Origin of the sequence: Zhongshania aquimaris, from assembly GCF_019312595.1 — a bacterium.
Lineage (GTDB): Bacteria > Pseudomonadota > Gammaproteobacteria > Pseudomonadales > Spongiibacteraceae > Spongiibacter > Spongiibacter aquimaris.
The window spans coordinates 1590281-1610227 of the sequence record NZ_JAHWDQ010000001.1; the positions used below are offsets into that span (position 1 = coordinate 1590281).

Here is a 19947-nt window from a genome sequence, read left to right on the forward strand (position 1 = left end):
GGTACAACAGAACTTCCCCTCAACAATTACGATACCACCAAAGAACTGTTCATACAACCAGCTTGTTTTTTTATACAGTATCAATCTTTAAACTTTTAATCGACGAAGGTCTTTCAGGTACCATTGATGGAAGCCGCTCATCCCAGACTGCTGAGCAGGAGTAATGCACTCATAAATCACTTTGCTAGTACTCGTGCTTGCAGTTAATCCAGCCTCATATACAAACCTAGTTGCAATCGGGGGCTTCCTTGGCGTGGAGTCCCATGAATTATTTAACCAACGGTTTAAACCCTCATCTTCCGGAACGACTAGAGTCAGCCGCCGCTTAGCCCGGGTGATCCCTACATAAAATAGACGGCGCTCTTCTTGAATCTCATCTTCTGTTATCGGCTCATATTCGAGCTCGATTGCCTTGAAATCGTCCCTAAGTTTGCCACCGGGAAATTCTTCGTCTTCTAAACCGATCACTACAACATTATCCCACTCCATACCCTTTGAACCGTGCAGAGTTGATAGAACCAGTGGATCACTGCCCTCTGACGGCTGCTCGGTATACAATATGAGATCCAGAAAGGTACGCGCATCAATTTTGCTCGATGCAAGTAAATCCTCAATCCGAACAACGCCGCGCTTCTCATCATTTGATCGAGTACGTATAGCTGTTCCAGCACCAACACCGTCAATGAGGCCACTTAGCTTCAAATGCGCGAGCACTTCGGCTGCAGGTGTCTCTTCACGTTCTTTATCACATAGGTTAATCAGAGCCCGCACAAGTTCTTTCTGTTCACTTGAAGCCGAAATAGATCCTTCAAGTACAGCCCACATATCTGCGTCACGAGCCATTATTCCATTTAATGCCTCATTAAATTTTCCCTTCTCAAATCTGAAATCAGCACCCCATAGAAAACCAAAGATCAATGCGCGCTTATCGGGATGACTTACCAATTCGTTCAGGTTACCGTATAAGCATAGCAACACACCTACGACCAAAACTCCTACCTCGCGCCTTTTTGCCAACGCTGACGACTTACCGTCAAGATAGCAATAGGGCACTCCAGCAAGACGTAGCGCAATTTCAGCTTCTGCGAGGCTAGCATTTGTGCGTGACAGGATAGCTATTGAACCATCAAATTCAGATATGCTTGGAAGTACCTTAGACAAACAATTATCGAAGCGCAGCGTAACCTCTGTTTTCGGTGTACTCGGATGGCTAACACAAAGCCTTTCCAATTTTGTAGAATTGCGTTTTATTACAGAATTGGCCATCAAAGAGAGTGTGTGACCAAAACGGAAAGTACAAGATAGATGAAAAACAGTTGTCTGCTTAAAATGCCGTTCGAATAGACCACCGATAAAATCCGGCCGAGCTCCACGCCACTCATAGATGCACTGATTAAGGTCTCCAACAGCCATCACTGATGTTTCTTCCGTAGCAAGAAATCGAATCATCTCGTGCTGTACCAAGTTTACATCTTGGTACTCATCAATAATGATATGGCGAAAGTTTTCTATGATCTGCTGCGTCGAACGTAATAACGAAGCCGATTCAATTAAGTACTCATCGAAAGTACGCAGCCGATTTTCTTCTAGAAGTTCACAATATCGAGTAAAAGCGCGAATATATTCAGGCTTTTCATCCGCAAATATGGGATCCGCCATCACATCTTGGGGTGAGACAGCCTTTGCACGACACCGGCTTATAAACAGCTCCAAATCTTCTATGTCATTTATTGGAATGTACCCGGAACCCTGATCAAAACCTGCCTGGTATGCCTCATTAATCAGATTACTATACCGAGGGTCTTCTGGCCGCAAGAGTGTCTTTCTTTTAATTATCTTTTGCTTCTCGCCGCGACGCACGATTTCAAAAGCTAAGCTATGAAATGTACGAACCTCAGGAACGTCATCTGAATTTAAGGCTATTTTTAATTTATTCTTAAAACTCAACTGTGCAGATTTGTTGTACTGCAGGATTAGAATTGAGCGCCTATCTACTCCCGCTTTAACCAACCGTTCAACACGCTTTACAAGCGTAGTGGTCTTACCGCTACCTGGCACAGCCTTGATCAGAGCATGGCTATGTTCATGGCTTACTATTTTTGCTTGCTCCCATGTCAGACTCTTTTTTTTCATATTTCTTTCTCATAGCTCGCACATGTGCGTGCCTCCGTGTAAGCAATACGCTTACCTTTGCTTTGACACTCTAAATAGCCATATTCCCATCCGGAAGAATGCTTGCACATAAGACAGTTCGGAAAGTTTTCGTCAGGATCTACGTGACTCAAAAAGCGGCCCAACTTGCTCCGAAGCTCAGACTGAGCTACCGACTTTGGCCATACATTTATCTGTGAATTCTCTGCTAAATCCACCTCTCTCAGCGGGATCACACGTTCGTTAAGTCGACCCGAATCGCTCAAACTCCACAAAGACATCTCGACACAGTCCATCGAAACAACATCACTGCAACTACTCATAACTTTAGGTTTAGGGTGGAAGTTATACGCTCGCAAATACCAATCATCCATTGAGTAAGAGCCGCCGAGTATGATTTGAATGTCATCCACTGAATCAATCTTAAATTCCAAAATTGGAATACCGCTCTCAATCTTTTCAGGTGTGCACGGGTGCGAAACACACATTTCCACATAGCAAAGCCGCTCACTAGAATTGTCACTTAGCATCACATCTGGCGTCAATCCAGTTACTCTGTCGCGCTTTTCAAGTTCGGCCCGATTAAAAATCTTTGTCAAATCGTAGATCGCTGGTACAGCTTTCTGACACCTGTGTTTTTGATCGCTAAAAATCTTCAGGCGCTTGTCGCCACAAGTAATCTTTCGCTCAAGTACCAGCTTGATGGGGGTTCCACTACTTATTGCCTCTATATAGCAATGATAAAACGCTATTTTGGCGCACTTGTGGAGATAACTTTCAAAAGCACAGGAATGATCAGCATGACGGAAGTGCTGCGCGTTTACTTCCCCTAAAACCGGAGTAAGAGGTTTTTTACACCCCGGGCAGATATATAGCGCTGTACGTTTAGCGACACTTATATGAGCGAGGGCGCCCTTTTCGTCTAGGGCGTATGCGTACTGTACCAAACTGTCTTGAGCCATCCTGGACACGAACCTCCATCACAACTAATCTGGCCAGGGATAACTGTCATCCTCCACCAATACGTCTTTAAGCACTTCCAGCTGCCTTACTATTTCCAAGTCCTGCTCATTGTGACGCTGCACTATGAACAACTCCGGAAGCGTAAACTCTTCATTGGCCCATTTAAGCCAGGCGTTAAACTCCTCACCTAAATTAGGGTGTTTCTGAGCGCCTAATGACGTGAGAAAATCTACCATACTTCGGTTTGTTTGTACTTCATCCTTCATCGCAAGGAAGTTACGACGCCTTTGATCGGCATAATCTGCTATTAGTTTTTCACGTACAACTTCACGTCGTTGAAGTTGATAGCTACGCCGCCGCTCCCGAAATTCGGCGCTCTTAACGAAGGATAAGTCACGGCATTTTATTAACTTTTGAACAACCAAATGCAATTGCTGCTCTAGGAGCAATGACTTTGTATCACTGACCGTTTGAGACGCTCCCCAAGTTCCCTCGTACAAAATTGACAATTCACCGGTCGGTAAGAAGTCAAATTCTGGGCCGTACCTATCACGTCTTTCTTTCAAAGGTATTGCCCGCCGAGTAACCCTCTCCTTAATAGTGACATCAATAGATATCGAGTTCATCTCCAATGCAAACGCTGCATTTCCCGAAAGCTTTTTTTGTGGCTTGATATTGAAATCCAGAAGCGGCGCAAGTTGATAGAGCCAGTCTGACAGCAAGTATGCTCGCCGAAGCGCAGCCTTAGTGACCAAAACCCGTCGCGGGACATCCTGCCGCAATCTCAAAAAGCCATAGCGATCAGGGTAACCTTTCTCCATAGCCTGCATACACACCTTCGAACCATTAGAAAGTCGAGTACTAACGCCTTTCTCAAGCAGCGCAGAAACCGCCTTTGGGAACTCGTATACATCATTCGTCGCGACCGTTACTTCGGCTGTGGGCGAATTTATCACAATGATTTTTTCAGCTATGCCATGGTTGATAGCTGAGACTTCTCCCTTTCGGTGTTGTCGTTGCCAATAACCCTGAGGGGGACGAGGAATCTTGTGTTTAACGCAGATTTTTCGCACAGCCACATCGGATACACGTAATTTCTCAGCTACCGAAGTCATCGGCATCGACCAAACTAAATTGTGCAACTCTTTGACTGTAATGCGCATAACCATACCCAGTATTAATCCAACATCCTCATATTCTAGGTTGAAATTATTACTTTGATCATTGTGCCTATAAAACAATGCCGACGAACCACTTCTAGACCCTCATTCAAATACAATTTTAATGACGATCGCAAAATTCATATATTCTAGTGAAAGTACGCGAAAATGCTTCTTGGCTACCGAAGTCAACGCTAGCTGCAACCTGTTTTACGCCGTATCGAGCAGGGTGAGGATGACTATACCCCGACGCAAATCACCAGGGAGTCAAGTACGCTAAGCATTCAAGAAGAAGCCAATAGCGTCGCCGTCGATTAAAAATCCAGGGCCGACTACGGCCAAGAAGTTGGCTCAGATATATGACGAAATCTATGACCAAAACGATTCTGGCGGGCCGCAAAGGTGGCTTACACAATATTTTAGGGCCATAAAGGCATAGTAAGTACTTACAAATTAAACTCGAAAGATGGGTAGTCCAGTCTCTAAGTTTTCACCTCACTACAAGCCCCGAAATACGGGAAATCCAGTCCAGCCTCTAAGTGCTTCTGATGTGCGCTTCAATGTCAGTGATTGTTAAAACCCCAAGCTTGTGGGGTTTTGGGGAAATGAAATGGCTGCGACTTCGTTTTTGTTGGATTGACGTCAAAATGGCCTTCTATATAAGGTCATTCTGATTTTGAAATAACTGCTAAGTACTATTCGCTGCCGTAGTATTTACAATTTGGCAGCATGACAAAGAAGTAAAACCATCAAGAGGTACCACTTGTACAAACTGTGGAGAAACAGTGACTCTTGATAATCATGATGACACTCTTCCTCCATGCCCTCGATGTCGCAAAACAAACTATACCCCTTAACATGAAAGTTAGCAGTAAAGGAGAAAGCTATGGGAATTAAAAGAGGTCCGAAAAGAATTGCGGATTCAACAGGGAAACCAGATAGACGCCAACGGGACAACAAAAAGACCCCCGAAAATACTCCATCGCTAAAACCCCACAAGCACAAGAAAGGTGACTAAAAACGTGTGATCGCACTTAACAAACGCAGGTTGTCGGACTGGTTTTCCGCTGCGCCTCAATCCAGCCCCAAATGCGCGCGTTAGATGCTAAAAAAGGTACGTGCATTGACCAAAGAAAGGATCGAGTTTTGCCCGTCTTCCTGAACGCATTTCCACTTAAAATTCCCGATGTGGAGCTTGAAGCTATCCAAGTTCCCTATGACAAGGAAACGCTGGATAGTCTCCGCGCGCAACACGGATTGACGCACTCCTTCCGTCGGCAGGGCGATGATATTTTGATCTTTTCAGCAGACGGCATTTTCCCTGTCTCCGGCGCACCCAAAACCATTGCGCTGACTAAGAATTTCGGCATTTTCTGCTCACTGGTGAAGGACGGGCTGACACGGCACTTTGAAGGACTGGGTCGCAATCCCTCCGGTTTTAACCCTATAGAACTGGTCAGTATCAGGCCCGATGACAATCTTCTGACTCCGATTCTAGGCAACACATTTCCATTTAAGATTTGCGCAAAATATTCAATCCATACTCGCTATATACAAGGTCATCCGTGCCTTGTTATTGATTGCTCAACACGTCGGATTCTCAAAGAAAACAGTTTGTTTTTCTTAAATGACAGTTTCGACCTCATGGGGCGATACGTAGTCTCCGAACAGGAGGACGGGTACAGAAAGCTCTTGGGATCAGTAAATGCGATCAATGGAGAGACTTTGAGCGTCACTCGGACTGACGGACAGATCGTGCAAGCGAATGCTCAAGACGTTTATCTTGAAGCCAGCCGGACGAACTTCGACGACTACATTATGCATACGCACGGTGTGCAGAAGGATGCCATTGTGGAACGCATCCGGCAGGATGTCTCCAAATTCAATAGGGGCGAGAACAAGAAGGCACGCATCGAAACTCTCAAGAAGTACATCCAGTCGAAGGCTATTCCGCTGATAGACGGAACACGCATCGAGATTGAGGATGCGCCCAATATCCAGAAGGATTCCGGACAAATGCAGAAGCCAATATTCGTCTTCAACGACAATGGCGAAGCGGAATGGGCAGAAAAGGGACTGACTCAGAGCGGCCCTTATACGAAACGCACATTCGACAGAAACGATCCGTCGATCTGTGTAATCTGTTCCCAACACGACAAAGGCCGCGTCGAACAGTTCGTCCGCAAATTCCTCAAGGGCATCTCGAACAGCAAGTATTTCAGTAACGGCCTCGAAGGCAAGTTCGCGCTCGGAACGAGCCGCGTAGACGTTTTCGCTACGGCCACTGACAGCATTGAGGCATATAAGCACGCCATCGAGTGCGCTCTCCAGAAGAAGGTGGATGACGGTGGACGATGGGACTTGGCCCTCGTGCAGGTCCGGCAGTCCTTCAAGAAGCTAAAGGTGACTGAGAATCCGTACTACCTGGGCAAGAACCTGTTCTTCCTGCACCAGGTGCCAGTGCAGGACTTTACCATCGAGCTTTTAGCACAGCCCGATTACTCGCTCGGCTACTCGCTAAACAACATGGCTCTGGCCTGCTACGCAAAGATGGGAGGCGTTCCGTGGCTGCTCAAATCCTCGCCTACACTTTCCCATGAGCTCGTTATCGGCATCGGTAGCGCGAATATCGGGCAGGAGCGCGGAGCGGATAATCAGCGGATTATGGGCATCACGACAGTCTTCTCCGGCGACGGCAGCTACATCGTCTCGAACACGTCGAAGGCCGTCCTACCAGACGCGTATTGCGAGGCTTTGACTTCCGTTCTCGGTGAAACTATCGAGAAGATTCAAAACCGTATGAACTGGCAGAGAGGCGACACGATCCGCCTGATTTTTCACGCGCAGGTCAAGAAGTTCAACAAAGACGAAATCACAGCGGTTCGCGCGGTGATCGATAAGTACCGCGAATACCAGATTGAGTATGCGTTCCTGAAAATCTCAGAAAATCACGGACTGCATATGTTCGACTCCGCGACTGCCGGGCTACAGAGAGGGCGGCTCGCGCCGTCGCGTGGCAAGACGTTCAAGCTCTCCAAGCATGAAATGCTCATTTATCTAATCGGCCAGCGCGAGTTGCGGCAGGACACCGACGGTCATCCGCGCGGTGTGATCCTCGATGTCCATAAGGACTCGACCTTCAAGGACATCAAGTATCTTAGCTCCCAACTTCACTGCTTCGCATCCCACTCCTGGCGCAGCTACTTTCCTAATCCGATGCCAGTGACGATCAGCTATTCCGACCTGATAGCCCGAAATCTAGGATGGCTCAATCAGCTTCCGGGCTGGAACGACTCAGTGATGATCGGAAAAATTGGGCAATCCCAATGGTTTCTATAGAGAGGGAGAACGCCTACCAGCTGCGCGAATATCTGCACCGCAAGGTGATTGAGTACGCGCACGCTGACCCTTTCAAATACACCTTACTGCGTTTTCTAGGATTGTCGAACGACTGCGTTCAGGCCTTCGACTTCACCTCGCTTTCCTTATACCAGCGATCTGCGATCGCGGGTCTCCGCGTTCTGGACGAGACCGTCTCTAGCCAAGATATCACGCGCCTGCTCGGGCAGGCCCCCAAGATCGACTCCACTCCGCGCCCTTGGGTCTCGGACGTGTTCGGCGTCATGGCCGTGAAATGGCTAGTAGACCAGACAAACGATAACCGTATCACACGTGAGTTCGAGAACTGGATTTCAGGATTTCTGGAGCAACAGGTCAGTAGCGATCATCTCAATCTTTTCGAGAAAGACATCGTGGCCTACATCCGCAGCAGCGAGTCTGCCGACTGTGCCAGCGCGTGCGTGCCACTCTTTCTTCATTACAGTAAGCTCCAGCGGATCGAGGATCACAAAATCCGCATGTCCCTGATCGGCCGCTTCATGCGCGAATTTCGGGAGCAGGCACATGGGGACGCTTCAGCTGCGCTATTATCTGTGATGGTCTATGTCTTCGATCAAGTCAATCAGGATGTCGCTGTCGTGCCACCAAAGGGCTGGAGCCTCGATGATCTTCTGGGATTTTTGGAGCGCATTCCCGTCGGCCTCAAGCGATGGACATGGGAGGACACGGGCCGCACGCGCGGCGCGAAACCCGTCAAGTGGCAGGTAGAGAACGAATACCATGTTCAGAATCTTCTCTATGTTCTGCTTGGGCCGATCTTCAACGACATCGCAGATGAAGTGAATCTCCAGCCCGTTGGGCAGAAAAATCCGCGCATTGACCTCTACCTTCCGTCACTGCACACGATAATTGAAGTAAAGTACCGCAAGGATGCGAAGAAATCTTTCCCGGCGCTTATCGGTGAGATTGCCGAGGACGCCTCACTTTATCGCGCTGACGCGAAATACAAGGATTCCCAGATCATCATTTTCCTGTGGGATTGCACACGTGCGACGCAGGAACACGCTAAGTTCAGGGAGGGTGTGTTAACGTTGGACGGAATTAACGGCTGTGTAGTGGTTAGTGCTCCATCCACTATGGATTTCCGGCCACCGAGTTAGATTAAGGAACCCATAAGGTGGCCTTTTCCTCTTATCTTGATGGTCTACGCCACTCCCAAAGCCATGAGGGTCAGGTCTTTGATTTATGATTTAAATCCAAAACCAAAGACCGGATCAAACGATGGATGGCTATGAACGCCCGCCGATATCAGCCTTGGGATCTTTTAATTTCCTAAGATGCTTACCTAATCCCGACTTGCTACGACCTAAAACGTAAACTTCCGGCTGGTTTAGTAGAACTTTACCAAACGGCCTGCCATATCGCTGGCGACTTAGGCATCCCGTTATTTGTCGCTGGTGCAATGGCACGCGATTTAACTTTGGTACGCGGCTACGAAGCATAAGCAGTCGAGCACTCGCTTACATAAAGCAAAATTGGGGTCAGAGTAAAACCCCTCCTGTTGACCTTGCGATTGGCAGCTACGTAATATCAGTTGCCCATACTGATCTACCTAGTAACGCCGACTCACCCATTAAACGTTCTACTCGAATTGACGGGAGCATGACAAATGCAATGGACTTCGATCCCTGAAGGCTACAAACATTGGGCGGGAGATCCTGCCGAAGACAATATCGGTCCATTTTTCTTTAAGTCGATGGCGCCAAAGTCAGAAACCGCCCTGTGCTTGCAGGAAAAGCACTGCAATATGTTCGGCATTGTTCATGGTGGAGTATTGATGGCGTTCGTCGATTACACTCTGTGCCTGGCGGGCTTGGAATCGACAGAGGACGGCTGCGTAACCGTGACCTGTGACAATCAGTTTATTGGCTCCGCAAACGCTGGCGAGTTACTCACCGGCCATGGTGAACTCATTCACCGCACTCGCAAACTGGCTTTTGTCCGGGCCACATTGACCGTAGAGGATAGAACGGTGCTCTGCGCAACAGCGACACTAAAAATGTTAGCGAAGTAGGCTCAACGGCGGCAACGCTTACCGGCAGCGTTCAGTCTTGGGTGCAGCAAACGGGAATAAAAAGGCAGTTCAAGGCGAGTTCCCCAATGAGCAATTCAGGGCAGTGCTATGTTTGGCATGCTTAAATTAATTCTACCCGCTGTGCAATATCACCGGATTGAACCAGCTGTAAAAATTCCTCACCCAACTCCAGGCTGCGCGTTGCTGAGTCCTGCCAAAGCCGTTTACGCTTGGCATCATCATGTTGCATCCGCAAAAAATCTCTACGATCCGGGATGCGCCCCAAGTCGGTGGACGCTATGAATTCCTCTGAAGGTGCTAGCAACACGGCCTTATCTAACTGTGAAGCGGGTGTTTTTCGCCACGAGAAGTATTTATCAAACCAGCCCGCTATCGCTTCGGTGTAAAAATGCGGATACAGCACAATGCCCCCGCCCTGCCATAAACTTCCCGGCAGCGGGTGGTAATCCAACAAGCCACCATCTCGATGAGTCCCCAAAGGGCCACCGGCTATATCGCTAACACCGGCCATAATCACCGGAATCGACCCCGATGCCTGTACCGCTCTGTGCAAGTTTTGCGGTGACAGCGGGGCATAGTGCGTCACATACCGGTCCGACGCCCGCACGGCACCATTGGCCCTGACATCGGAAAAAATAACGCGCTCCATCGCTCCAATATTGGCATTGCGACCCAAACCACTTAGCAAGAAGGCCTTTACCATCGCGATTTTCTGGCTAGAAACAGTATCCCTACCTAGTAAACCACGCGCCAATACCGTGCCGCAGTGATATCGAAATTGAGGGTGGGAGAGTATCTCTTCACTACCGCCTCCGCCCAGCACAAGGTCGAGTATCTTTTTTGTTTCCTGGTCGATGTAATCGGCCGTAATACCGTGTGGATAAGATTGCTCTATATAAGCGGTAGCCAAGTTATCTAAAGCTGCCGCTGCATCACGGCGACAGGCCGCCGCGAGTTTAAAGGCACCGATAGAGGTACCAAAAACATCAATGGGGTGATCAACATCGGTCAGCCATTCCGAAAATATCGCCCGATCTAATCCGTATATAGCCAACCACTTTGCTGCGCCCGATGCACCGAAAATGGCGCTGACATCAGACTGTTGAAGGCCGTGCTGCCGGATATGATCAAATGCGGTTTGCCCTGCAAGGATTCTTAATTTATTCATCAAACGACCAAAAATCTTCAATGGGATTTTATACAGAGAATTAGGCTTTCAGCCTCATTTCAGGCAGCGATATTTAGCTATAACACTCATAACAACTCCAAATCGACAAAACTTCGAGGGTCAGGTCTTTGATTTATGCTTCAAGTCCAAAACCAAAGATCAGATCGCCCTATGAACAGTCATGAACGCACGTCGGCGTTAGTCTTTCAAACCCCAGCGAAACGAAGTTAATTCCAACTTGTTCCAGCCTATAACTTAACGCAAACTACATCTACTAAACTAGCCGCTAAGGAACAGGCGATGGCTAAATCCACTATCATGGATGATCTTTTTACCCTAGGTGCCAAGCTTCCTTGGAAGTTGAGCCTCGCCCTCGCCTTTGGCTCCGCAATTGCTTTACACCAACTCTCCCTCATTGAACCACCTGCCTCTACTGGACTGCATGATTTATCCAAGGTCGTGTTTGTACAGGCCGCAAGAGTTTTCGGATTATTCGGCCAATATCTAGTGCCAGCGGCACTGCTATTTGGTGCCCTTGCGGGTTTCATGCAACGCCGTCGAGGCAAGGATTTGCTCGCGCAAACCAGAACCCAGCCCAAGGGCCTCGGTACGCTCTCATGGCAGCAATTTGAGCAGCTAGTTGGCGCCATCTTCAGGGAGCAAGGCTATCAGGTTGAAGAGCGCGGCAGGCAAGGTGCCGACGGCGGCGTAGATTTGGTACTAAGGAAAGCCGGCGAAAAGTATCTGGTTCAATGCAAGCACTGGCGATCTCTTAAAGTTGGCGTACCGGTTGTAAGAGAGCTATACGGCGCCATGGCGGCAGAGGGTGCCGTAGGAGGTTTTGTTGCCACTACCGGACAGTTTACCGCCGATGCCAAACGCTTTATTGAAGGCCGCAATGTAAAGCTGATCGATGGCCAGCAACTCAGTAAACAGATGAAAAAGAACAGCGTTAATACTGCTAACGTTCAAGCCAAGATAACGCCGTTGCGCCCGGCAATACCCGACTGTCCTTTATGCGCTAAACCCATGATTAGTCGCGTAGCGAAAAAGGGAGCACAATCGGGGAAGCGGTTCTGGGGGTGTACAAATTTTCCAGCTTGCCGAGGCACGCGACCGCTTTAGCGCAGGTGAGCGCGAGTTTTTAATGCACGCACTATTATTGAAATTATAATATTTTGAGTAGCAGTAAAATTCTCAACTTATAAATCACACGCTCTCTAACTACCGCCCTTACTCGGCTTCCGCGAGGCGGGAATAATAAAACCCACCTCTAGCCCAAAAGGTCTGGCAATTTTCTTAAGGGTTTCCAGCGTTGGATTGCCCTTATCACGCTCTACTTCCATTAAGGCGCGGGGCGCAATACGCAACACATTTTTGGCATATTCTTCTTGGGTCATGCCGACAATTTTGCGCATTTTTCGCGCAGCTTGGCCCAGGGTGAGTTCGCCATCTGCGAGCTGCCGTTGCAGTTCCAACTTTTTCTCGGTGGGATTATTAGGGCGCTTCATGAGATCACCTTTAGGTCTATGAGTGCAGATGCCTCCCGCTCAATAGCGTGTTTGCGCTGCGCTATTACCACCGGTTCAATCGCCTCCCGCGCCATAATATCAGGCAACGTCGCCAGGCGATGACCAAACGCATTAAGCTCTGCAATGAGAACCTTTTTGTTGATCATTGCCGGCATGGCAGCAATCACTTTGTCCCAAACCGGGATGCCGCCTTTTTCCTGATCGCCTTCCCACCGGCTCACTCTCGCAATGCCCTCGGGGTCTAAGTACATTGGTGCAAAATCAAATAATGGGGTCAGCTCGACGCGACCATCCTGATGGCGAAACACAGCGGTATTTCGGCCATGGTTGTCTTTGTTGCCAAGAGCAATGTTCAAAGAATCGCGCCTAATGTACTCCGTTACTTCTCGCTGCGGGTCAGTGGTATGAGCGATCAAGGCGTTGAGCAGCACGTTGTGCGAAGGTGTGCCTCCCGCTTCCCCGCCGTAACGACAAATTTCAGCCAAGGACAATAGGCTCTCCATGCCAATACGCTGAAGTCCTTGTGCCGTGCGAGGACGGTCAAAGCGTGGAATCAACAGGGTATTTCTAGTCCACTGCAACTCGTCATGCACCCGAATACCAAGTGCTTTGGCCAACTTCATATAGGTGGCCTCTAAACGCAGCACCAGCCGGTCACTGTCGGTTTTTCCGCGCGGAAACTTAATTAGCCACGACGAGGCTATGGCCGCATCAGGCAGTGCGCCCTCTGCATGCCAGCGACCGGCTTCATCAAGCACCATTAAAAACTTTGGGGCAACGCCCGCCACATCTGATGCACCGGAGGTGTGGGCACCATTTTGGTAAGCGTATTCAATAAAATGTTCCTGGCGCTCACAAATCTCATCGAGTGTGAAGCCCGGGTGGTCAGACATTGTAACTGCAACACCGTCTGACCCCGGTGCCTGCATATTAGGATCGCGAGCCAATACCGCTTCGCGAATACGCAGATGACCTGGCGGCGAGCCGGCGCCATGCAAAAGCAACTCCAGGTCTGCGTCGTAGCCGTCTGTTATCCCTAGGCGTTTCACCCAGTGATCTCGGCCTGCGCCGCTGGGAAGAACATCCAAAAGAAACGCTGGCCAACTGGCAATATCGCGAATCAACAGCTCAACGGGATAGTTGCAGGCAAGCCCAGCGGCTTTTTCGGTACCCTCTTTAATCTGGGCGATCGCATAGTCATCGTCATATTGCAGGCGAGACGAATCGAGGTGACTAGGGCCAGCCACAGAGATGGTGGCGGCTTTCAGCCATTCGCCGTTACGATAAATTTCAATTGTGGCGGTATCCACAAAACACCCCGAAACAACAAATAAGATATTAAAATAGCTAAAAAATGAATGACAGTCAAATTAATAAGCCATTATGATGACCAAAAATTTATTACCGCTGCCCTAGCAGCACCATAGCTAACCCGAACCAAGAACCCGAACACCAGAATTTAGTAAATTAAGCCATTTTAATATCCAAAAATAGTGACTCCATCAAAATACTAGCCATTATAATGGTGTTTATTTGCACAGAATTTTGAGCCAATGGGGATGCAAATCTACACCGCAAAAGACCACTGCTCGCCCGCACCCGCGACCACGCCACAAATCTTAATATACAGTAGGTCGCGTCACTGGCCAGGTACTGACACCGTCTACCGGCACCGCGACTGCATTGGCAATACTGCAGACGTCGTCAAAGGCATAGAACTGCTTCGCGGCGGGCAACAGCAGCAACGCCTGCACCTGTGACGCCGCCTTGGCGGTATAGTCCCAGCCCAACATTGTGAAGTAATTGCGCTGATCTTTTCCGGTAATCAGGGAATAGGCAATCAGAAACCAGGACCGCCTCCCATCGCGATTGCTGACGAGCTCTTGGGCTTCTGCGTGACTGTAGAGGCCAAAACCGTATTTTGCTTTTACTGCGTCAAAGGCGGCTTCGCCTTCATCGAGTTTGGTTTTGAACTCCCTAGCCATTGTTAACACCAGCGGGAAGTAATCCCAACCTTCGGCGAAGCCACCCTGATCCGCTGCGTGCGCTGCAAGCTGGGTAATGATAGCGCGGTTCATCGCGCTGGCCTCGCCGGTCGACCAGACATTGTCATTCATATAGGTGACAGGATCACCCGAGTTTTGGGCCGCCTGCAGGAAGTCATAGCGTCGCCCGTTAGTCCTATGCTCGTTGCGCTCTACACCACATGCGCCGATATTCCCACCCGAGGCGCCGCCGGTATCGCGGTAGTAAAAATACGGTAGCGCTGCCCGCCAAGTATTGGTGAGCTGGTGATTATCCAGTGGCGCAAAGCGGTGATAGTCCGCCCCACTATTCCCCTCCAGGTGATGTCCGCGCTCATGTACCGGGCCTGCTCCCAGGGGATCCCAGGACCAGGTATAGGTCACGGGCTGATTACTACACCCACCAAAGCTGCCACAGTTGGTAATGTATTGGCGAATATTCCCTTCTACACTGCCCGCCACACCGTGAATATCACTATTACCACACTCCCAACCTTTGCTGGCGCAGAAATTCGCGATCGCGGTAGAGCGCTGGGGTATATCAAATCCGATATAGCCACTCAGGCGAAACATCTCATTGTAGTAATAGTCGCTTGCGACTCTCGCCACGTCATCGACATCCCAGCCCATGCGATCAGTCAGTTGATCGAGGCTGTCTTGTAATGGCGCCAAGGGCGATGTCACATAAGTCTCCGGGGTCACTATCTCTGCCCATTCATAATCACCCGAGGCCATCCCCGCGTAAAAATCCGTGGCGGTGTCCGGGCCGTTATAGAAGGGATGGGTTCCGATATTGGCAAAGCTCAGGTCAATAGTGCGATCGGCTGGGTCCACTTTCGAGTGAGTGATGTGAACCACCCCACCGTAGGAGGAACTCAAATTCAATGTTTCTCCTGGCGACAGCTCATAGAATACCGACTGCAGGTATTTGGGCATATTGTAATGATCCCGCGAATCGCTGGTGCGGAACGCATATACCGCGCCAGGAAACTGTATATTCCAGAACAGCGTCACCGAAATATCACTGTTATTATCTGTGCGCGTGACCGAAAACGCCTGCCCAGGTAGCACGTAGGCCCCGGTTGGTTTGCGGCCGTAAAACCGCGTTGGAATGCTGACGCTATAATTCTTGGGCGTCACTTGCAGGTAATCGCTGGAGCCCTGAAATCCCCTGTCCGGTTGCCTAGCCGAAATATCACGCTCGTTATAAACCAGATGATCCGCCAGGTAACTGCTGAAAAAATCATTCTGGTCGGATTCGAGGATATCCATTGGAAACACAACATCTTGACGCAAACGATCACCCAACAGGGCGTAAGCACGCTCCCGGCGGTAATCCGCCAAGGCCTCATCAAAAATGCGGACTTTATCGCTGTCCATCGCCCGCATCAGGGTACGCAGTGCCGATGCGCCCCGATCAAAGTTATCCTCAAAGCCAAAGACGGATGACGTATCCACCGTGTCGCCCGACAATCCTGCCGCCAGATCAAAGGAGAAGTCTCCATTTAACACATGGGCAAGTACGGCGTTGATCCCCACGCTATCGGCCTGCAGTGCCGCGATTAACTCCCCCGCATTATTCCACTCGCTATTCCGGTTCGCTTCGCTGAGAAAATAATTTCCAGGGCCCGGCAAATCAGCCCCGAAAATGGCTGAATAAGCTTTAGAAGCAGAAGTCGCGTGTTCCTGTCCGGTATGCAAATACAGCACAGGCACTCCCGCTTGCAGCTGCTGCTTTAACGCCAACACATCGCCGTCTAGCGTTTCTTCCGCGCCATTCTTACCCAACACAATCAAATCAACACCACTGGTACAGGTATTAAGCTCCGCGGTTTTACTGCACGTGTTGACACTAGAATTGGGCAAAGCAGCCTGGAACCAGGCTTGAATCACAGCCGTATTTTGAGTTCGCGCTACCAACACGGTAAGCGATGACTGCAAGGACGATTCGTCACCCGCGGTATCACCCAATAGCCAAGCAACTAGCCGACGAAATGCTGATTCAAAACTCTGGTTGAGCCCCTGACTGAACAGTAAGGGGGGATTGCTACCAAATAAACTATAGCGCGCATGCTGTTGCTTATAAACGCCCGCCATTGCCTGTACGCGCCCTCCATTCTGCATGAGCAGGGGAATCTGACCATTCGCCTTGCGACGATAGCTCGGCGCCGACACATAGCTTGTGCGGTTTGGAATCTGATAAGAAATGGCGCCACTACCAAACACGCCAGAGACCAGATCTGCCACACTTTCCTCAAGCGCACTATTTTCAGCAATGGCGGTATTGATCAAATCGGCCTTGGGATCGTAGCCCGCGACGGCAAAAACGTCCCCTGTCCGTAATACGGTTTCCAACGGAGCTTCGCCCTCGCAAGCATCGCCTATTCCATTGGCATTACCGTCCTGTTGCGAGGGGTTGATGACATCAGGACAGTTATCCACCGAGTCATAAATACCATCATTGTCACGATCCGGCGGTGAGACTCGATCACCCGCACCGCCCCCGGAGCCGCCCCCTCCACAGGCAACAAGGGTGAGCAAAATAATAAACAGGTAAGCACGGGTAACATTTGTCATATAAAGGCTTCAAAGAGTGTGTCGTGATTTAGCGCAAAAAATCTAACGCAATGTATTATTGGCGTTAAAAATCATAATCTCTTTGAATTCGCCATCTTAGGAACTACGTCTCATTTATCAGGACAATGCGCACCAGTAATTACCCCTACTACGCGGCGATTCCTCGATGTGCTAAGGGTCTTCTGGGGCCATATGGATCAAGCCTTTGATATATGATTCAAAACTTCGAGGGTCAGTCTTTGATTTATGCTTCAAGTCCAAAACCAAAGATCAGATCGCCCTATGAACAGTCATGAACGCACGTCGGCGTCAGTCTTTCAAACCCCAGCGAAACGAAGTTAATTCCAACTTGTTCCAGCCTATAACTTAACGCAAACTACATCTACTAAACTAGCCGCTAAAAAACAGGCGATGGCTAAATCCACTATCATGGAAGATCTTTTTACTCTGGGTGCAAAACTTCCTTGGAAGCTAAGCCTCATCCTTGCCTTTGGCTCCGCAATTGCTTTACACCAACTCTCCCTGATTGATCCGCCTGTCGTTACCGGCCCGCAAGACCTATCTAAAGTCGTGTTTATACAGGTCGTTAGATTTATCGGGTTGGTCGGCCAATATCTAGTGCCTGGGGCGCTGCTATTTGGTGCCCTTGCCAGTTTCATGCAACGCCGCCGAGGTAAGGATTTACTGGCACAAACCAGAACCCAGCCCAAGGGCCTCGGTACGCTCTCATGGCAGCAATTTGAGCAGCTAGTTGGCGCCATCTTCAGGGAGCAAGGCTATCAGGTTGAAGAGCGCGGCACGCAAGGCGCCGACGGCGGTGTAGATTTGGTACTAAGGAAAGGTGGCGAGAAGTATCTGGTGCAATGTAAGCACTGGCGATCCATCAAAGTCGGCGTGCCCGTTGTGAGAGAACTTTACGGCGCTATCGCCGCAGAGGGCGCCGTGGGAGGCTTTGTTGCCACTACCGGACAATTTACTGCTGACGCTAAACGCTTCGTTGAAGGCAGGAACATAAGGCTTATCGATGGCCAGCAGCTCAGCAAACAAATGAACAAGAGAAGCATTGGAAATGCCCGGATTCAACCTAAGATGACGCCGATACGCCCTGCGATACCCGACTGCCCGTTATGCTATAAACCCATGGTTAATCGCGTCGCGAAAAAGGGAGTGCAGTCAGGAAAACAGTTCTGGGGATGCACAAACTTCCCTACCTGCCGGGGTACGCGACCGCTTTAACAAGCCTAACTGAAGCAGACAATTTTTCTGGAAGCATTTCCTGAAAAAGTCGCGCAAAAATAACTTTAATAATTCCGCTACGAAACAAGATGAAAGATCCACCGCGAAGGATAGCCAGAACCTATAACTCATGTGCTCATTCGAAACTTTTTATATTTCGAGTCAAAGTAAAAGCCCGCCACAACGAGGGCTTATCCATGAAGTGATTTCTTCCCCCGAGCAACTAGATCCGCAATAAATTCTGCGACCCAACTCATTGTCTCCCCACCACTGTTCATTCGCAGCGAGCGTTCATTATTATTGAACAGCCACAGCAAGTGAACATCGCCCATCTTTTTTCATAAAATACTATTGTTCACAAATTATGAACATGACAGATTAATGAACAACACATTCCGCCACGTTGAAGTTATGAATAACGCACTTGACAAACAGAGCATATTCGATATCACCATAGACCAGCTTCAGAACGAAACCGGTCTATGGCTAAATTTTGATCCAGCACGCCGTCAGGGGCAGTTCTTTGATTTATGACTCAAGGTAAAAAGTTTGCGAGATGTTGATTTTCATCAAATACTAAGCAAGGGTTTTCATATCTAAATGATCAACGGCGAGTAATACTTTCGCTTCTAAATTTAATACTCACAGGTAGATAACTGGGTCAATCCATCATATAAATTTCTGTTTTTAATGGCGCAAAATTAAATACTATTCAACAAGCATGCAAACTAACGTATTCTCGTATAAAAATAAGAACTGCTGTGAGTAATAAATGAAAGCGCGTGATGTCATTTCATGGTCTGTCTTTCCGGTGACGGTTGCGGCGGTGCTGCTTGGCGCAGTATGGGCTATCGACGCCGGCCACGCGCCGAGTTTGGTCGCTGGGATCGGAACATTTACGAGCCTAGTGCTGGTGGTGACGTTCGAGCGTTTACTTCCCTACCGTAAAGAGTGGAACCAAAGTCAAGGCGACCTGCGCGCGGACTTGCTGTATCTGCCCAGCTACTTTGGCATCAACGCGCTGGTGCAGCCCTTGGTCGCCGCCGGGGTTGTGCTGGGCGGCGCCATGTTGTCGAATGCCTTGGGCATAGGTCTATGGCCCTCAGAGTGGCCATTGCTCGCTCAGTTTATGTTGGCCTGCATAGTCGTGGAGTTTTTCGACTACTGGCCTCATCGATGGCTACACGAAGTACCGTTCCTTTGGCGCTTTCATGCCATTCACCACAACCCAACAAGACTGTACTGGCTTAACGCAACGCGAGCCCATTTTGGCGAAGTGGTGTTTCGCGGTGTCATCAATGCGGTGCCGCTGGCACTGGCCGGTGCAAGCGCGGAAGTGTTGGCGCTGGTGGGATTGGCGAACTCCTTACTTGGCCTGTTCCAGCACGCGAATATCAACTTTAAACTAGGTCCATTAACCTGGATCTTCAGCGTTGGCGAAATGCATCGCTGGCATCATTCGCAGAAGGTGTCTGAGGCAAATCATAATTACGGTAGCAACTTCCTGTTTTGGGATGTTGTGTTTGGTACCCGATTCCGTGATACAAAAAGATCTGGCCCGGAGCGTCTTGGAATCGATAATGACTCCATTCCAGCCAGCTGGTGGTCGCAACTTTCGGTGCCTTTTAAAGCGCATAAAAATAATCTATGAAGGGACCTAACTGAACTCAATATTGCCCCGCTTGCTCGAGCCTATATTGAA

The 19947-nt window shown here is 49.3% G+C and carries 14 protein-coding genes; 7 read left to right on the forward strand and 7 right to left on the reverse strand.

Annotated features, from left to right (window positions below):
- Nucleotides 1-87: 87 nt before the first annotated feature.
- From KXJ70_RS07205 to KXJ70_RS07215, 3 genes are all read right to left on the reverse strand, one after another.
- Entirely contained in the window at nt 88-2133 is a 2046-nt protein-coding gene (locus KXJ70_RS07205) for an ATP-dependent helicase (protein WP_219042743.1), read from the reverse strand.
- Nucleotides 2130-2750 (reverse strand): hypothetical protein, encoded by a 621-nt coding sequence (locus tag KXJ70_RS19320; protein ID WP_255558214.1) that lies wholly within the window; start codon nt 2748-2750, stop codon nt 2130-2132. The genes KXJ70_RS07205 and KXJ70_RS19320 overlap by 4 nt, the downstream gene beginning before the upstream one ends.
- Before the next feature lie 387 nt (nt 2751-3137).
- On the reverse strand, nt 3138-4277 hold the full coding sequence (locus tag KXJ70_RS07215; protein WP_219042745.1) for an RWP-RK domain-containing protein: 1140 nt from the start codon (nt 4275-4277) through the stop codon (nt 3138-3140).
- Between the two features lie 1086 nt (nt 4278-5363).
- Between KXJ70_RS07215 and KXJ70_RS07220 the strand changes: the two genes are divergently transcribed.
- The 3 genes from KXJ70_RS07220 (at nt 5364) to KXJ70_RS07230 (ending at nt 9687) form a co-directional block, all read left to right on the forward strand.
- Nucleotides 5364-7613 (forward strand): argonaute/piwi family protein, encoded by a 2250-nt coding sequence (locus tag KXJ70_RS07220; RefSeq protein WP_219042746.1) that lies wholly within the window; start codon nt 5364-5366, stop codon nt 7611-7613.
- Nucleotides 7601-8773, forward strand: coding sequence for a PD-(D/E)XK nuclease domain-containing protein (locus KXJ70_RS07225; RefSeq protein ID WP_219042747.1), 1173 nt, complete (start codon nt 7601-7603; stop codon nt 8771-8773). The genes KXJ70_RS07220 and KXJ70_RS07225 overlap by 13 nt, the downstream gene beginning before the upstream one ends.
- A gap of 509 nt (nt 8774-9282) precedes the next feature.
- Nucleotides 9283-9687 carry a PaaI family thioesterase gene (locus tag KXJ70_RS07230; protein ID WP_219042748.1) on the forward strand — a complete coding sequence of 135 codons (405 nt, stop codon included), beginning with the start codon at nt 9283-9285 and terminating at the stop codon, nt 9685-9687.
- 121 nt (nt 9688-9808) lie between these two features.
- Here KXJ70_RS07230 and KXJ70_RS07235 read toward each other — a convergent pair whose 3' ends face one another.
- Nucleotides 9809-10876, reverse strand: a complete 1068-nt coding sequence (locus tag KXJ70_RS07235; RefSeq protein ID WP_219042749.1) for a hypothetical protein — start codon at nt 10874-10876, stop codon at nt 9809-9811.
- Nucleotides 10877-11176: 300 nt separating this feature from the next.
- Here KXJ70_RS07235 and KXJ70_RS07240 point away from each other — a divergent pair, with 300 nt between their 5' ends.
- Nucleotides 11177-12001, forward strand: coding sequence for a restriction endonuclease (locus KXJ70_RS07240; protein ID WP_219043114.1), 825 nt, complete (start codon nt 11177-11179; stop codon nt 11999-12001).
- 95 nt (nt 12002-12096) lie between these two features.
- Here the strand turns inward: KXJ70_RS07240 and KXJ70_RS07245 are convergent, their stop codons facing one another.
- The 3 genes from KXJ70_RS07245 to KXJ70_RS07255 form a co-directional block, all read right to left on the reverse strand.
- Nucleotides 12097-12387 carry a helix-turn-helix transcriptional regulator gene (locus KXJ70_RS07245; RefSeq protein ID WP_219042750.1) on the reverse strand — a complete coding sequence of 97 codons (291 nt, stop codon included), beginning with the start codon at nt 12385-12387 and terminating at the stop codon, nt 12097-12099.
- Nucleotides 12384-13718, reverse strand: a complete 1335-nt coding sequence (locus tag KXJ70_RS07250; RefSeq protein ID WP_219042751.1) for a type II toxin-antitoxin system HipA family toxin — start codon at nt 13716-13718, stop codon at nt 12384-12386. The genes KXJ70_RS07245 and KXJ70_RS07250 overlap by 4 nt, the downstream gene beginning before the upstream one ends.
- Before the next feature lie 309 nt (nt 13719-14027).
- A complete protein-coding gene (locus KXJ70_RS07255; protein ID WP_219042752.1) occupies nt 14028-17009 on the reverse strand; it encodes an ImpA family metalloprotease in 2982 nt (993 codons plus the stop codon).
- A 411-nt stretch (nt 17010-17420) separates the two neighbouring features.
- Here KXJ70_RS07255 and KXJ70_RS07260 point away from each other — a divergent pair, with 411 nt between their 5' ends.
- The 3 genes from KXJ70_RS07260 to KXJ70_RS07270 all read left to right on the forward strand — a co-directional run bounded on the left by KXJ70_RS07260 (nt 17421) and on the right by KXJ70_RS07270 (nt 19896).
- Nucleotides 17421-18245 carry a restriction endonuclease gene (locus KXJ70_RS07260; protein WP_219043115.1) on the forward strand — a complete coding sequence of 275 codons (825 nt, stop codon included), beginning with the start codon at nt 17421-17423 and terminating at the stop codon, nt 18243-18245.
- A 381-nt stretch (nt 18246-18626) separates the two neighbouring features.
- Entirely contained in the window at nt 18627-18779 is a 153-nt protein-coding gene (locus KXJ70_RS07265; protein ID WP_219042753.1) for a hypothetical protein, read from the forward strand.
- Nucleotides 18780-19017: 238 nt separating this feature from the next.
- On the forward strand, nt 19018-19896 hold the full coding sequence (locus KXJ70_RS07270; protein WP_219042754.1) for a sterol desaturase family protein: 879 nt from the start codon (nt 19018-19020) through the stop codon (nt 19894-19896).
- Nucleotides 19897-19947: the final 51 nt, after the last annotated feature.

Excerpts from the sequence above, each read along its gene's own strand:
- KXJ70_RS07215 (WP_219042745.1), bottom strand. The coding sequence starts at position 4,277 with ATGCGCATTACAGTCAAAGAGTTGCACAATTTAGTTTGGTCGATGCCG.
- KXJ70_RS07240 (WP_219043114.1), top strand. The coding sequence starts at position 11,177 with ATGGCTAAATCCACTATCATGGATGATCTTTTTACCCTAGGTGCCAAG.
- KXJ70_RS07220 (WP_219042746.1), top strand. The coding sequence starts at position 5,364 with ATGCGCGCGTTAGATGCTAAAAAAGGTACGTGCATTGACCAAAGAAAG.
- KXJ70_RS07260 (WP_219043115.1), top strand. The coding sequence starts at position 17,421 with ATGGCTAAATCCACTATCATGGAAGATCTTTTTACTCTGGGTGCAAAA.
- KXJ70_RS07265 (WP_219042753.1), top strand. The coding sequence starts at position 18,627 with ATGAACAACACATTCCGCCACGTTGAAGTTATGAATAACGCACTTGAC.
- KXJ70_RS07255 (WP_219042752.1), bottom strand. The coding sequence starts at position 17,009 with ATGACAAATGTTACCCGTGCTTACCTGTTTATTATTTTGCTCACCCTT.
- KXJ70_RS07235 (WP_219042749.1), bottom strand. The coding sequence starts at position 10,876 with ATGAATAAATTAAGAATCCTTGCAGGGCAAACCGCATTTGATCATATC.
- KXJ70_RS07225 (WP_219042747.1), top strand. The coding sequence starts at position 7,601 with ATGGTTTCTATAGAGAGGGAGAACGCCTACCAGCTGCGCGAATATCTG.
- KXJ70_RS07270 (WP_219042754.1), top strand. The coding sequence starts at position 19,018 with ATGAAAGCGCGTGATGTCATTTCATGGTCTGTCTTTCCGGTGACGGTT.
- KXJ70_RS07205 (WP_219042743.1), bottom strand. The coding sequence starts at position 2,133 with ATGAAAAAAAAGAGTCTGACATGGGAGCAAGCAAAAATAGTAAGCCAT.
- KXJ70_RS07245 (WP_219042750.1), bottom strand. The coding sequence starts at position 12,387 with ATGAAGCGCCCTAATAATCCCACCGAGAAAAAGTTGGAACTGCAACGG.
- KXJ70_RS07230 (WP_219042748.1), top strand. The coding sequence starts at position 9,283 with ATGCAATGGACTTCGATCCCTGAAGGCTACAAACATTGGGCGGGAGAT.